The sequence below is a fragment of the Prosthecobacter fluviatilis genome, assembly GCF_055388355.1.
Map to the genome: position 1 here is coordinate 2,140,041 of NZ_AP043782.1, position 14,024 is coordinate 2,154,064.

The 14,024-nt window shown below is 60.1% G+C and carries 12 protein-coding genes; 9 read left to right on the forward strand and 3 right to left on the reverse strand.

Annotated elements, in window-relative coordinates:
• Position 1 precedes the first annotated feature (1 nt).
• The 4 genes from ACZ5WW_RS08245 (at position 2) to ACZ5WW_RS08260 (ending at position 5,478) form a co-directional block, all read left to right on the forward strand.
• Positions 2-3,355 (forward strand): DUF1553 domain-containing protein, encoded by a 3,354-nt coding sequence (locus ACZ5WW_RS08245; protein WP_377165301.1) that lies wholly within the window; start codon positions 2-4, stop codon positions 3,353-3,355.
• Positions 3,356-3,366: 11 nt separating this feature from the next.
• On the forward strand, positions 3,367-4,818 hold the full coding sequence (locus ACZ5WW_RS08250; RefSeq protein ID WP_377165299.1) for a DUF1501 domain-containing protein: 1,452 nt from the start codon (positions 3,367-3,369) through the stop codon (positions 4,816-4,818).
• 99 nt (positions 4,819-4,917) lie between these two features.
• Positions 4,918-5,163 carry a 30S ribosomal protein S16 gene (gene rpsP / locus ACZ5WW_RS08255; RefSeq protein WP_377165297.1) on the forward strand — a complete coding sequence of 82 codons (246 nt, stop codon included), beginning with the start codon at positions 4,918-4,920 and terminating at the stop codon, positions 5,161-5,163.
• 6 nt (positions 5,164-5,169) lie between these two features.
• Positions 5,170-5,478, forward strand: a complete 309-nt coding sequence (locus tag ACZ5WW_RS08260) for a KH domain-containing protein (protein WP_377165295.1) — start codon at positions 5,170-5,172, stop codon at positions 5,476-5,478.
• Between the two features lie 285 nt (positions 5,479-5,763).
• Here ACZ5WW_RS08260 and ACZ5WW_RS08265 read toward each other — a convergent pair whose 3' ends face one another.
• A complete protein-coding gene (locus ACZ5WW_RS08265; RefSeq protein ID WP_377165293.1) occupies positions 5,764-7,044 on the reverse strand; it encodes an AI-2E family transporter in 1,281 nt (426 codons plus the stop codon).
• Positions 7,045-7,144: 100 nt separating this feature from the next.
• On the opposite strand from ACZ5WW_RS08265, the gene ACZ5WW_RS08270 reads away from it, so the two are divergent.
• The 5 genes from ACZ5WW_RS08270 (at position 7,145) to ACZ5WW_RS08290 (ending at position 12,837) form a co-directional block, all read left to right on the forward strand.
• Complete coding sequence (locus ACZ5WW_RS08270; RefSeq protein WP_377165291.1) at positions 7,145-7,600, forward strand: pyridoxamine 5'-phosphate oxidase family protein; 456 nt, start codon at positions 7,145-7,147, stop codon at positions 7,598-7,600.
• 325 nt (positions 7,601-7,925) lie between these two features.
• Positions 7,926-9,395, forward strand: coding sequence for a PhoH family protein (locus ACZ5WW_RS08275; RefSeq protein ID WP_377165289.1), 1,470 nt, complete (start codon positions 7,926-7,928; stop codon positions 9,393-9,395).
• Between the two features lie 147 nt (positions 9,396-9,542).
• Positions 9,543-9,818, forward strand: coding sequence for an EF-hand domain-containing protein (locus ACZ5WW_RS08280; RefSeq protein ID WP_377165287.1), 276 nt, complete (start codon positions 9,543-9,545; stop codon positions 9,816-9,818).
• Positions 9,819-10,035: 217 nt separating this feature from the next.
• The gene (locus ACZ5WW_RS08285; protein ID WP_377165285.1) at positions 10,036-10,347 is read left to right on the forward strand and encodes an EF-hand domain-containing protein; all 312 of its coding nucleotides are present in this window, start codon (positions 10,036-10,038) and stop codon (positions 10,345-10,347) included.
• Between the two features lie 138 nt (positions 10,348-10,485).
• A complete protein-coding gene (locus ACZ5WW_RS08290; protein ID WP_377165283.1) occupies positions 10,486-12,837 on the forward strand; it encodes a PSD1 and planctomycete cytochrome C domain-containing protein in 2,352 nt (783 codons plus the stop codon).
• Between the two features lie 13 nt (positions 12,838-12,850).
• Here ACZ5WW_RS08290 and ACZ5WW_RS08295 read toward each other — a convergent pair whose 3' ends face one another.
• On the reverse strand, positions 12,851-13,312 hold the full coding sequence (locus tag ACZ5WW_RS08295; protein ID WP_377165281.1) for a DUF5069 domain-containing protein: 462 nt from the start codon (positions 13,310-13,312) through the stop codon (positions 12,851-12,853).
• Between the two features lie 59 nt (positions 13,313-13,371).
• Positions 13,372-14,022 (reverse strand): hypothetical protein, encoded by a 651-nt coding sequence (locus tag ACZ5WW_RS08300; RefSeq protein WP_377165279.1) that lies wholly within the window; start codon positions 14,020-14,022, stop codon positions 13,372-13,374.
• Between the last annotated feature and the right edge of the window lie 2 nt (positions 14,023-14,024).

A 14,024-nucleotide genomic window follows, 5' to 3' on the forward strand; every position in this document is an offset into this window, starting at 1 on the left:
CATGAAGCCCCTTCCCTATCTCTTTTTGTTGATCGCAGGCAGCAGCGCGCAGGCGGTGGAATCTGAAAGCGCGAAGCTGTTTCATGAGCAGATCGCACCGGTTTTGGTAAAAAACTGCGTGGAGTGTCACAACGACGTGACGACCAAAGGTGGGCTGAACATGAGCACGCTGGCGGATGTGCTCAAAGGCGGCGACGACGGTCCTGCCCTGGAGCCAGGCAAGGCGGCAGAATCATCCCTCTACACGATGATCGTGCCGGAAGCTGCGGGCGAGAAACCGGAGATGCCGAAGAAGAAACCCGCGCTCTCAGCGGCTGAAACGGACCTGATCAAACGCTGGATCGACATGGGCGCGACGTGGCCCACGGAGATCGTGCTCAAGGAGAAGCCAAAGGGAGATGTGACGCACTGGTCGCTGCTGCCGCTGAAGCCTGCGGCGAATGGTTCGATTGATGGCTTTATCAACGCCAAGCTGAAGGAAAAGAACCTGACGATGAATCCGGCGGCAGATGCGCGCACCTTCATCCGACGCGCAAGCTTTGATCTCATCGGCCTGCCACCCACACCGGAAGAAGCGGCGGCTTTTGAGAAGGAATTCACGCAGGATCAAGCAGGTGCCACCCAACGGCTGATTGATCGACTGCTGGCATCGCCACGCTATGGCGAGCGCTGGGCGCGGCACTGGCTGGATGTGGTGCGCTTTGCGGAAAGCCACGGCTTTGAAATGAACCGTGCGCGCCCGAATGCGTGGCCCTACCGCGATTACGTCATTCAGGCGTTTAATGCCGACAAGCCCTATGATCAGTTTGTGCGCGAACAGATCGCCGGAGATCAGCTGGGCGCAGATGCTGCCACGGGATTCCTGGTGGCGGGCGCATGGGATCAGGTGAAGGGGCAGGACCCGGTGCTGCGGGCCAACCAGCGTGCGGATGAAATGCATGATCTGGTGAGCACAACGGGCAGCACCTTCCTCGGCATGACGATCGGCTGCGCCCGCTGCCATGACCACAAGTTTGATCCTATTCTGCAGACGGACTATTACCGCGTGCGCGCCATCTTTGAAGGCGTGCAACATGCGGAGCGGGAGCTGAAGCCGGCAGATGCGGAGCAGCGCCTAAAACAGGCTGAGGGCCTCAAGAAAGAGATCGCGGCGCTGGATGAGGCGCTGGCGCGTTTCCAGCCACGCGCGCAGCTGACCCAGCGTGTGCTGGTGGATGATGATCTGCCGCCGCCCACGAAGCCGGATGCGGTCGGCTGTGTGCAGATTGAGCAGCCGACGAACGGCAAGCCGATCGAATACTCCCCGGGCACGGAGTTTGGCCAGGCGAACGATCCCGGTGACTCCACGCGGCTGCCGAATCTGGGCGAAAGCTACCGCTACTGGAAGGCAGAGAAGGATGCAGCGGCACAGGATTTTTTCTCGTGGAATCCGCGTGTTTCCGGAAAGCAGCGTGTGTGGATCTCATGGGCGGCGTGGACCACGCATGCGAAGAATGCGCGCTACATTCTGGATCTGGATGGAGATGCGAATACCACGAACGACCAAAAGGAAATCGCCAGCGTGGATCAGAGTCAATTCGCCGATGGTAGCGGAGCGATCCCCGGACAGAAGCGCTGGAGCGGCTTCAAGTATGCGGGGACGCATGCGCTGACGAAGGACTCCATCCTCATTCTGCGCAGTGGCAAGCTCGGCGGTCCCACGGTGGCGGATGCGGTGCTGTTTGAGGAAGCGGATGGCAGTCAACCCGCCTCACAGCCTCATCTGCGCGCACCGGTAACGCATCTGGCCAATCACGAAAGTTTTGATGCGGTGAAGGCAAAGTTTGTGCGCTTCACCATCCGTGCGACGGCAGGTGCACAGCCCTGCATCGATGAACTGGAAGTCTTTTCCACCAGCCCGAAGCCGCGCAATGTGGCGCTGGCACGCAATGGAGCGAAGGTGACGGCCTCGGATGTTTTCAGCGATGGCGCGAATCCCATCCACCAGATCGCGCATGCAAATGACGGGCTATATGGCAATGCGAAGAGCTGGATCTCCAAGAACTCAGGCAAAGGCTGGCTGCAGATCGAGTTTCCGCGTGAGGAGAGGATCAACAGCGTGGTGTGGAGCCGGGATCGCGGTGACAGCAAGAAGGGCAAGGTGTATCAGGACCACCTACCCACGGAGTATGTGATCGAGACCTCCCTGGATGGCCAAACATGGCAGGCGGTGGCATCTTCGGCAGACAGGCTGGGCGCGGAGTATCGGGACCGCATTCGCGACATTCCCACGCTGAGCGGTGTCTCGGCGGAAGATGCGGCCACGGTGAAAAAGCACAGCGAGCAGCGGGCCGTTTTGCAGCGCAGGCTGAAGGAGCTGACGAATTTCCCCATGGCGTATCTCGGCAAATTTGAGCAGCCTGGGCCTACCTATCGACTGCAACGCGGCGACCCGATGACGCCGCAGGAAGAGGTGGCGCCGGGTGCGCTGACACAGTTCGGCACCAAGCTGGATCTGGCCAAGGACACACCGGAAGCCGAGCGGCGCGTGGCTTTGGCCAAGTGGCTGAGCGATCCGCAGAATCCGCTGACCGCACGCGTGATGGTGAACCGAATCTGGCATTATCATTTCGGTGCAGGAATCGTCGATACGCCGAGTGATCTGGGTTACAACGGTGGAAAGCCATCGCATCCGGAGTTGCTCGACTGGCTGGCGGTGCAGTTCATGCAGCATGGCTGGAGCCTGAAGGAGATGCACCGGCTCATCATGAACTCGGCGGCGTACCGGCAGTCGAGTGCCACGAACGACGCGGGGCTGAAGGCGGACTCCTCAGCGAGACTGCTGTGGCGCTTTCCCACACGGCGCATCGAGGCGGAGCCGCTGCGTGACACGATTCTCATGGTGAGCGGTGTGCTGGATCTGACGATGGGCGGACCGGGCTTTGATCTCTTCGTGCCGAATGACAACTACGTGAAGGTGTACCAGTCGAAGCAGGAGTTTGGCCCCGACACTTTCCGCCGCATGGTGTACCAGAGCAAGCCGCGCGTGCAGCTGGATGACACCTTTGGCGCATTTGACGTGCCGGATGCGGGGCAGATAGCACCACGACGCACTTCGAGCACGACGCCGCTGCAGGCGCTGAATTTCCTGAACAGCAGCTTTGCCATGCAGCAGAGCGAACTGCTGGCGGCACGACTGGAAAAGGAGGCGGGCAAAGAGGCGGATGCGCAGGTAAAGCGCGCTTTTGCGCTGGCTTACCAGCGCGAGCCGCAGGCGGAGGAACTGACGGCCGCCGTGGAGCTGGTCTCCGAGCACGGGCTGGCGATGTTCTGCCGTGCGCTGCTCAACACCAGCGAGTTCATGACCCTGTATTGATCCCCTGATTTATGAAAAGCCATCTTCTCTCACGTCGGAACTTTCTGGGTCAAAGCGTCAGCGGCCTAGGCGGCATCGCGCTGACATCTCTGCTGGCGCAGAAGGGCCTGCTGGCCAATGACCCGATCCGCCCGCGCATTGATCCGGCACACCCATATGCGCCACGCCCGCCTCATTTTGAGCCGCGCGCGAAGAACGTGCTCGTCATTTTCTGCTCGGGAGCGATGAGCCATGTGGACACGTTTGATTACAAGCCGGAACTGGTGAAGCGTCATGGCATGCCGCTGCCGGGCGCGGCGGACTTGATCACTTTTCAAGGGGCTCAGGGAAACTTGGTGAAGCCGATCTGGGAGTTCAAGCCACGCGGGCAGAGCGGCAAGATGATCAGCGATCTGGTGCCCAACATTGCCGAACTTGCGGATGACATGTGCTTCATCCACTCGATGACGGCCAAGTCGAACACGCATGGCCCGGCGGAAAACCAGATGAGCACGGGCTATATTTTGGATGGCTTTCCGGGCATGGGCTCGTGGGTGACGTATGCGCTGGGCTCAGAGTGCGATGACATGCCGGCCTTTGTGGCGATTCCTGATCCACGCGGTGTGCCGCAGATCGGGCCGCGGCATTGGAATTCGGCATTTCTGCCCGCGGCGTTCCAAGGCACCGCCTTCAATGCCAGCAAGCCGATCCCGAATTTGATCCGCCCCACGAGCGTGAGCGAGGCCGCCGACCGTGACACGCGCACTTTTGTGAATCTGCTGAACAAGCGGCAGGCGCAGGAGCATCCGGCGGACAGTGATCTGGCGGCACGAATCTCCTCCTATGAACTCGCGGCGCGGATGCAGATCGCGGCGTCTGAGGTGGGAAACCTGACCGGGGAAAGCAAGGCCACGCTGGACCTCTACGGCGTGAACGACAGCAACGAGACGAAGGCCGGATTTGCCAAAAACTGCCTGCTGGCGCGGCGGCTGATCGAGCGCGGCGTGAGGTTTGTTCAACTCTTCAATGGTTCCTACGCCATGGGCGAAGGAGTGGGCAACTGGGACGGTCATAAGACGATCGAGAAACAGTACTCGGTGCACGGCCCCATCCTGGACCAACCGGTGGCCGGATTGCTGAAGGACCTGAAAGCGCGTGGGCTGCTGCAGGATACTCTGGTGGCCTTTGTAACCGAATTTGGCCGCATGCCCACCTTCCAGAAGGGGGCGAACGGCCGCGACCACAATCCCAAGGGCTTCACCGTCTGGCTGGCCGGGGCCGGGGTGAAAAAGGGCTTCAGCTACGGGGCAACAGACGAATTTGGCTACAAGGCGGCCGAAAATGTGAGCACCATCTACGACCTGCACGCCACAATTTTGCACCTGCTGGGCATTGATCACGAACGCCTGAGCTACTACAACAACGGCATCGAACGGAGGCTGACGGACGTGCACGGCCATGTGATCCGGCAGGTGCTGGCATGAGGACGAACCCTGAAAGCCGGGCAAAAACCGTTTGATTTCCTCCAAAGAGTCTCCACTTTGACCGTCCCCTAAACCTGATTCCCTACCCGAACCCGTACCATGGCAGTTGTCATCCGTCTCCGTCAAGAAGGCCAAAAAGGCCGTCCCGTCTTCCGTATTGTCGCGGCTGACCAACGCTTTCCCAAGGAAGGTCGTTTCCTCGAAATCCTCGGCACCTACGACCCTCAGCAGGGAGTGAAGAAGGCCATCGTGAAGCTGGACCGCGTGAATGCCTGGATCTCCCAGGGCGCCAAGCCTTCCGACACCGTCAAGAGCCTCATCAAGCACGCCACCGCCTCGGCGTAACGTGTCATGGACGCGCCGGAAGCCCTCCGCGAGTTCCTTTCCTATGTGGTGGCGAATCTGATCGACCACCCACAGCAAGCGACCATTGCCATTGGCACCAATGTGAACGGTGCCGTGGCTTATCGCGTACAGCTTGCCCAAGAAGATGTGCGTCATGTGATCGGCAAGAATGGCATGACGATCAGCGCGATCCGGTCACTGCTCAACACCGCAGCGGCCAAGCATGGGATCAAGATTTCCCTGAAGGTGGGATCTGCCCGTGAAGAAGATGCAGAGGCCGCGGAGTCGGCCGCAGAAACTCACGCAGAAGCGTGAATTGATTTTTTGAATCGCTGCCCCATCCAGCGACCAATGGCCAAGCTACAGATGGAGCTTGAGCGAATCCTCGGAGCCGGCACCAAGCCACGCGTGCCAGCCAGGCTCAGGCTTGAGTAGCAGCAAACTCCTGGCATGCGAGAATCACGCCATGCCTGTGGTTTCCCAGCCGTGACAACCAACAGCCGACGCGCCGGGGCTTTGCGCCGAATGAGTGGCAGAGCAGCAAAAGGAAACGGCTACATCTCGCAGCAGCGGATGTGGCTTAGAGACCCTGGAGGCGCTTCAGGCACCCGCCGCCCTTTCCTGCCGAGAGCCGCCGATGGTCTGCGGCGCGATGCGAGCCCGCCACACGTAACGCTGAAACAGAACTTTGACCGAGGCCGTGAGCGGCACCGCCAGGATGGCCCCCAGCAGACCGCCCAGCAGAAGCCCCCAGACAAGCACCGAAGCAATGACCGTCATGGGATGGAGGCCCACAGCCTCACCCACGATGCGAGGCGTGATAAAGAGGGCATCTATCTGCTGCACCAGGGCAAAAACGCCCGTGACGACCAGCGGCATGATCCACCACGGATCCGCCGAAACAAGGGCACTGCCACCCTGCACTGAAGCAATGATGACGGCGGGAATCCAACAAAGCGCGATGCCAAGATAAGGGATGATGCCTGCGAGACAAAGAGCCAGCCCGATGAGCAAGCCGAAGTCCAACCCTACGATGACGAGCCCTATGCCGGTGGCGATGCCATTGATGACACTGACAAAGAGCTGCCCCCGAAAGAAGGCCACCAGGTAGCTGTTGATCTCGTTCAGGCAGTGCACCACTTCATCTTTGAAGGCCGAGGCGCGAAGCGGCAGGTAATCCGACCAGCTCTCCTGGATTTTGGCACTCTCAATCAGAAAGTAATAGAGGTAGAGCGGCACAATGATGAAGGAGAGCATGAAACCGAACACCCCAAGGAAGCCACCCACGCTCTTGGTGAGGAAACTCCAAACGATGCCGGGGAGCTTGGGCAGATTTGTTTTCACCCAGTCTCCCCTGAGCAGAGCCTGGAAGTCTGTGTCAGCGACGGCAGCCGCTTTATCTGCGGCAACCGTCACGGGCGCCCCGGACTCGACAGCCGCAGGTGCGGCAACGGCCTCAGTGCGCGGCAGCAGCCTGATGTCATAGTCCTTTTCGATCCTCGTGGAGAAATCGATCACGGCCTTCTGCACCTTGGAGTAATAGACTGGAACACGGTCTGCCAAGTGATGGGCGGGATCATCCAGCTTCACAATGATCCACCAGCCGAGACCGCCGATGGCGACGGTGAAAAGCGCAAAGGCCAGCAGGACGGAGCGATGACGGCTCAAGCCCCGGCGCTCCAGCCACTCCACGCCGGGCTCAAGCAGGTAAGCAAGCACGCCAGCGACAGCGAAGGGCACCAGGATGGGCTGCAGAAATGACATCACCTGCGTGGCAAGATCGATCAATTTGACAGCCAGCCAGCCAATGACGGTGATCGAAAGCGCCGTGATGGCAGTCCATAGCACATTGCGCTGAAAAGCAGTGGGGAGATTCTTCATGAAGAGAATGGCAGCCAGACTAGCAGGCGGAGACATCTTGGATACTGCAAAGATGCCCGCAAATTGGACAGTGTGACCACGTTGTTTATGATCACACACCATGTCACGCCCGCAACCCCAGCCCGTTGATCCCGCCGAACTGCCACAACTCGCCCAAGCAACAATGCGAGCCGCAAAATTTCCCATGCTGGCCACGGTGGATGGAGACCAGCCGCGGCTGCGCCCCGTCTCACCCGTGCGCACGGACGGCTTCACCGTCTATGTGGCGAACCTGCGCCGCTACGGCAAGACGCATGAACTGGAAAGCAACCCCAAGGCGGAACTGTGCTACAAGGATGATCAGGACAATCAGGTGCGCATTACCGCGACCGCCGAGATCGTGACCGAGCGTGCGCTGCTGGAGGAGATCTGGAATTCGAACCCTTTGCTGCGGGCGTATCTCGGGAGCATCGACAATCCTGAACTGATCATTTATCGCTTCGTTCCAAATCGGGCACGATATATGCGTGAGTGGGCCTTGGAGTACATTGAAGTGCCGCTGGTGGCACAATCATGAGGCTGCCCTGCGGAAGGTGAGCAGGGGTGCGGATTGAGTGTTCAATTGTGCTGTCAATTGTGAATAAACTCTGTCATTGTGAATAAGTTCTTGCCAGTAACTCGACGCTCTGACACTCTTCGGCAATTACCGTGATTCATACAAAAAATCACATTTCGGGTTCGGTAAGCTTGGCGCTACCCGGTGCCAAAGAGAAGCTGACCCCGCCTCTTTCAACGCAGGCAACCCACACACCCACTAAACCATCATGGACCGTGACGACCACCCAGCATCGGTAACCGCTTCTGCAATCTCCACCCGTGCCTCCGATTCTGGCCCTGTTTCTGTGAATTCCGCCTCTCCTTCCTCTTCGCGCCGCCGACGGACCGGCCCTGCCACCGCCACCAAAACCTTCGTCCTCGACACCAACGTACTGCTGCATGACCCAGCCTGCATCCACCGCTTTGCAGAACATCATATCTGCATTCCAGTCGATGTGCTGAGCGAACTGGACCGGTTTAAAAACGAGATGACGGAGCGCGGCTCCAACGCCCGGGAAGTGCACCGAGCGCTAATGAAAATTTTTGCCACCAAGGGAGCCTCGGTGACCAGCGGCGTGCCGACCGACGGCGGTGGCAGCATCCGAGTGGCGGTGTATGACCCGGAAGAGGCGCGCAGGCATGCCAGCGTGCAGAGTTTTGAGCGCATATTCCACGACCTCGACAAAGCGGACCACCGCATCCTTGCCTGCACTCTCTGGCTGAGCGAGCAGGTGTCGCCGCCGGTCATCCTCGTCAGCAAAGATCTCAACATGCAGCTGAAAGCGCGTGCCGTGGGCATCGAATGCGAAGATTACCTTCACGACAAAGTGGAGCCGCGTGAGGTTGCCAATTTTGACATCGCGCGCGTCGAGGTGAGCCAGCATGAGCTGCAACGCTTTGCGAGCAGCGGCCGTCTTGCCGTGCCCGAAACCCGCACCGTGGGGATGGTCATCAATGATTACGCCCTGCTCACAGCCGGGGACAAGGCCACCATGCCAGCAAAGCTCAGCACGAATGGCGAGTTTGTCCGCCTGGTGCACACACCGGAGTCGATCAAGGTCGGACAGGGACGCGCCATCAAGCCGATGAATCTGGGGCAGGCATGCTTTTTGGACGCGCTGCTGGATCCTGAAATCAGCCTGGTCACCTGCTACGGGCAGGCAGGCACGGGCAAGACACTGCTGGCCGTCGCGGCGGCCCTGCAGCAGGTGTTTAACCGCACCTACCACGGAGTCACGGTGAGCCGCCCGATAGTGGCGATGGGCCAGACGGTCGGCTTCCTGCCGGGATCCCTGCAGGAAAAGATGCGCCCCTGGCTGCAGCCCGTGTATGACGCGCTGGATCTCCTGATGAGGCCGGTGGAGGGCACGCAGCAAGGCCCGGCACGCAAAAAGAACCGTTTCATGCCCGAGCCGCAGCAGCAGATCGCCGCGCCAGCAGCGCCCTATGATCCGCTGATTCAGCAGGGGGTCATCGAGGTGGAGGCGCTGTGCTACATCCGCGGACGCAGCATACCCGACCGCTTTTTTGTGCTCGATGAGGCACAGCAGCTGACGCCGCTGGAGGCCAAAACGATTGTGACGCGGATGTCTCGTGGCTCCAAACTGGTACTCGTCGGAGACCCCGCACAGATCGACAATCCGTATGTGGACAGCCGCAGCAACGGGCTGGTGTACACCCGTCAGCGAATGAGGGGCCAGAGTTTCGCGGCACATGTCCCGCTGGTGAAAGGTGAGCGGAGCGCGCTGGCAGAGGCGGCGGCACGGCTGCTGTAAGCTGTGCTGTTTACGGAAAATTGCGCTTAGAAAAATTCTCGCAAATTTTTTGAAATGGAATGGGAGCCTCTTCGTTTAACACGCCACGCGCTGACTGGGCCGACCAGAATACCGCGCTGACAAATCCACAAACCTATACAGATCCACATGAAAGTTATCACTTCACTCCTCGCCATCCTGGCTCTTTCCGCAGTCACCTCCTTTGGAGCTGATGCCCCCAAGAAGCCAAAGATGACCCCGGAAGAAATGTTTGCCAAAAAGGATGCCGACAAAGACGGCAAGGTCAGCAAGGAAGAATTCCTCAAAGGCTCCAAGGACGCAGCGAAGTCCGAGGCTGCCTTTGGCAACAAAGACAAGGACAAGGACGGCTTCCTTTCGAAGGAAGAGTTCACCGCGGCTCCCAAGAAAAAGAAGGCTGCCTGATCCGCTGTCTGATCTGACCTGAAAAATCAAAACGCCGCACCCGCCCCGCGCGAGTGCGGCGTTTTTTTTGCCTGCGCCAGACAGGCGCGGCAGGGAGGTGAAAAACTGTTTTGAAATTATCGAAACAGATCGGGAAACGGATTGTTTAACACGCCAGATGCCGGGCTGGGATCCCCTGCTCCGGCACCCATACCCCAACAACCCAAGCTCAATCCACATGAAAGTTATCACCTCGTTTTTCACCATCCTGACGCTTTCCGCCGTGACGTCCTTCGCCGCTGATGGCGATGCGCCCAAGAAGCCTGAAGGAGACAAAGGCAAGCCCAAGGCAAGCATGGAAGAGCGCTTCAAGATGCTCGACAAAGATGCCAACGGCTCTGTGAGCAAGGACGAGTGGATGGCGGGTCCGCTGGGCAAGAAGGACGCGACCAAGGCCGGAGAAATGTTCGGCCGCCTGGACAAGGATGCCAATGGCTCCATCAGCAAGGAAGAGATGGCCGCCGCAGTCAAGAGGAAGAAAGACGCGTGAGAACGTCTGGCTGACCAGCCTGTGAAACAGGACGCCGCACCCGCCCCGCGCGAGTGCGGCTTTTTTGTGCCCGCATACGCCAGAACACGGAAGGAGCCTCGTTGTCACCCACGTATCTTCAGACTGATCATCAACCGAATGCTCCGCAGCATCTCCATCACACTCCTGTCTTTCACCGCCGCCAGCCAGGCTGCGGTGGACTATGCCACGCAGATCAAACCGCTGCTGCAACAGCACTGCGTGAAGTGCCACGGGGCCACCACTCAGAAATCCCAGCTCAAGCTCGACACGGCAGACGCCGTGCGCACAGGCGGCAAGCACGGCCCAGCACTGCCGGATCTGCTCGTGCAAGTGGTGTCTGGCAAGCATGGCGAAATTCCACAGATGCCCTACAAGCGGGGACCGCTCGACTCCGCGCAGATCTCACTGATCAAGCAATGGGTGGAAGAAGGTGCGCAGGCACCCGCGGGGGAAAAGCCCAGCGACGACCGACACTGGGCGTTCATCGCGCCTGTGAAAGCGGCGCTGCCAGCCGGTGAGACGCGGCATCCCATTGATGCCTTCATACGTGCCAGCCTTGCCAAGGCGGGCCTTGAGCCTTCGCCACCTGCCGCACCTGCGACGCTCATGCGCCGTCTTCATCTGGACCTCACCGGACTGCCTCCAACACCTGCTGAAGTGGCCGACTTTCTCACGAAGCCTGCGGCGGGCATCCGGGAGCTGGTCACCAAGCTGCTCAGCTCCAAACACTATGGCGAACGCTGGGGGCGCTGGTGGCTTGACCAGGCGCGCTATGGAGACAGCAATGGCTACAGCATCGACGCTCCACGCAGCATGTGGCCGTATCGTGACTATGTGGTCAATGCGCTGAACGAAGACAAGCCCTTTGACCAGTTCACGCTGGAGCAGCTCGCCGGAGACATGCTGCCCAAGCCTTCGCGCGAGCAGCTGATCGCCACCGGCTTCCACCGTAACACGCAGATCAATCAGGAGGGTGGGATCGACAAGGAGCAGTTTCGCATCGAGAGCGTGTTTGACCGGGTCGCCACCACGGGGACGGTGTGGCTGGGTCTGACGATCGGCTGTGCGCAGTGCCACGATCACAAGTTTGATCCGATCAGCCAGCGTGAGTACTACCAGCTGTTTGCCTTTCTGAACAACCAGGACGAGCCCACGCTGCCCGTCCCAGACCCAGGGCAGGATCTGGACAAGCTGAAAGCTGAGCACGCCCGGGTGCTCAAGCAGATCGATGCGCACATCAAGGAGCGTGCCGCCATGCTGCAGGAGTGGGAAAAGACGCTCGGAGAGCAGTCCAAAAAGCTGGTCGATGCGGAAGCCCTCAAGTCCCTGGCAAAACCCGCCGCGAAACGCGGTGCGGCCGATCAGCGCGTTCTCTTCAAGGCGATGACGGGCACATCTGACAGCGTTTTTAATCCGCTGTATGACCGGCACCTTGAGCTGGAAAACATTTTCAAGAACGGCACGACCACGCTGGTGATGAAGGAACTGCCGCAGCCGCGCAAAACGACACTCTTCATCAAAGGTGATTTCACACGCCCAGCCGACGAAGTGCTGCCGGGCGTGCCCTCGGTGCTGCCTCCCCTGCCCGCAGGCGCCAAGGCTGACCGGCTTGCCCTGGCACACTGGCTGATTGATCCCAAAAATCCGCTCACGGCGCGCGTCATTGTGAACCGGGTCTGGCAGCAGTATTTCGGACGCGGCCTCGTCGCGACAGAGAATGATTTCGGGACGATGGGCCGGCCGCCGACCCATCCGGAGCTGCTTGACTGGCTGGCGGTCGATTTCATGGAGCATGGCTGGAGCCTCAAGCACCTGCACACGCTGATCGTGACCAGTGCCACTTACCAGCAAAGCTCTGTGATCAGTGGCACAGCGGCACAAACCGACCCGAACAACGACCTGCTCTGGCGGCAGAACCGGCTGCGGCTGGATGCTGAAGTGGTGCGTGATGTCTGCCTGGCGGCAAGCGGCCTGCTTTCGACCAAGATGGGTGGCGCTCCCGTCTATCCGCCCATTCCCGAAGGGGTCATGTCCCTGGGGCAGGTGAAACGGGGCTGGCCTCTGAGCAAAGGCAGTGACCGCTACCGTCGGGGGCTGTACACCTTTATTTTCCGCGCCACTCCGCCTCCAGCGCTCAGCGTCTTCGATGCGCCGGACGGCTTCAGCACCTGCACACGCCGCATCCGAAGCAACACTCCGCTGCAGGCCCTGACCCTGCTGAATGACAGCGCCTATGTGGAGTTTGCCCAAGCCCTGGCAGCACGGCTGGTCAAGGAGGCCAAAACGGATGAGGCCCGCATCGACAGAGCCTACCTGCTGTGTCTCGCACGCGCGCCCCTGGAGCGTGAGCGCCAGGCTCTCATGCGGCTGCTCGCAGATGAACGCCAAGCAAACACCGCCGAGCCGGAGGCCTGGCAGGCGGTGGCACGAGTGATGCTGAACCTGGACGAGACCATCACGCGGGAGTGAGCATAGCTATGGCTCAAATGCCTTCCCAGGCGCGGTCGCCGACGGGATCGCGGCCCTCATCATACTCGATGTGATCGATGAGGGTCTCGATGGGCTTGCCGACCAGACCGCTGTCGAGAATCCGCTGCGGGAGAACGGCTGAACGCTCGTCCCGCCAGCCAAGCTTGGCGATAAAGCGATTCCACATATGGCACTCCTCGTCAGAGCGCGTGATGCCGCAAGCGTGCACCCAGGCGAGAATTTCCTCATCGGAACCGCCTTCGAGAACGCGAGTCTGGAGCGCCGAGTAAGGCACGCCGAGAAACCGGCAACAGCGTCCATCCAGCGTGTAAAACTGAGAGTCGCCCAACTGCGCTGTGTAGTCGGCGGGAAGCTTTGAAGCAGCGTGAAGGCGGACCTTGTCGAGCATACGGCCGAAATAAATGAGGCGGCCGACTTTGGCGTAGCAACTGCGCAGACCTGGGACATGAGGCATGCCGACACACTTCCGCAGCAAACCGTCTGCTGGCAAGTCCTGAACATGGGCCGCCTACCTCACGGTGGGGGGAGCGGCACATCATTGATCTTGGGTGCCGAGGCGCCAGGGGCACCCGACGGAACCGGCGCTGACATGGACGGCGGCGGAAGAATGGGGTTTGGCGGCAGAGCCGTCTGGCCTGGAGACGGGACTGCGTTTGGGCGCTGCGGCAGGCCCTGGCGCTGAGCCGGCGCCAAGGCCTGCTGCGAGGGAATGGCGCTCCTGACTTCGATGGGCGGAGCGGCGGCGGCGGGGTCGGCAAAGCTGATCCATCCGGCCTGGTCACCTTTCTGCAACTGGATGCGTGTTTTGTCCACACTCTCGCCGGGTTTCACAGCACGTATCTTGATGCCCATTTCGTTTTCAGACCCAATGCGAGCCTCCATGACTTGCGAGGTAGTGCGGTCCACGAGCACCGCAACGACGCCGCCGTCGATCTCATAGATGCCGGAGAGGCTGAGATTGTCGGCAAAGTTTGGACCGGCTGGCGCATCTGGCGAAGGAAGGTCTTTGGTGGTGAAGATGGAGCGCTCCCACAAGGCGGCAAAATGCTGGAGCTTGGGAAAGGATACGGGTGCATCCTTACGAGGCTTTGCTTCCTGAGCCGGAGCATGCAAAGCGAAGATGGCCAGTCCAAAAACCGACATGGATAGAATGAAGGGATTCATGG

Bases quoted from the DNA above. Each gene is read 5' to 3' on its own strand.
- ACZ5WW_RS08280 (WP_377165287.1), top strand. From the start codon at position 9,543: ATGAAAGTTATCACTTCACTCCTCGCCATCCTGGCTCTTTCCGCAGTC.
- ACZ5WW_RS08295 (WP_377165281.1), bottom strand. From the start codon at position 13,312: ATGCCTCATGTCCCAGGTCTGCGCAGTTGCTACGCCAAAGTCGGCCGC.
- ACZ5WW_RS08290 (WP_377165283.1), top strand. From the start codon at position 10,486: ATGCTCCGCAGCATCTCCATCACACTCCTGTCTTTCACCGCCGCCAGC.
- ACZ5WW_RS08245 (WP_377165301.1), top strand. From the start codon at position 2: ATGAAGCCCCTTCCCTATCTCTTTTTGTTGATCGCAGGCAGCAGCGCG.
- ACZ5WW_RS08300 (WP_377165279.1), bottom strand. From the start codon at position 14,022: ATGAATCCCTTCATTCTATCCATGTCGGTTTTTGGACTGGCCATCTTC.
- ACZ5WW_RS08270 (WP_377165291.1), top strand. From the start codon at position 7,145: ATGTCACGCCCGCAACCCCAGCCCGTTGATCCCGCCGAACTGCCACAA.
- ACZ5WW_RS08265 (WP_377165293.1), bottom strand. From the start codon at position 7,044: ATGAAGAATCTCCCCACTGCTTTTCAGCGCAATGTGCTATGGACTGCC.
- ACZ5WW_RS08260 (WP_377165295.1), top strand. From the start codon at position 5,170: ATGGACGCGCCGGAAGCCCTCCGCGAGTTCCTTTCCTATGTGGTGGCG.
- rpsP (WP_377165297.1), top strand. From the start codon at position 4,918: ATGGCAGTTGTCATCCGTCTCCGTCAAGAAGGCCAAAAAGGCCGTCCC.
- ACZ5WW_RS08285 (WP_377165285.1), top strand. From the start codon at position 10,036: ATGAAAGTTATCACCTCGTTTTTCACCATCCTGACGCTTTCCGCCGTG.
- ACZ5WW_RS08250 (WP_377165299.1), top strand. From the start codon at position 3,367: ATGAAAAGCCATCTTCTCTCACGTCGGAACTTTCTGGGTCAAAGCGTC.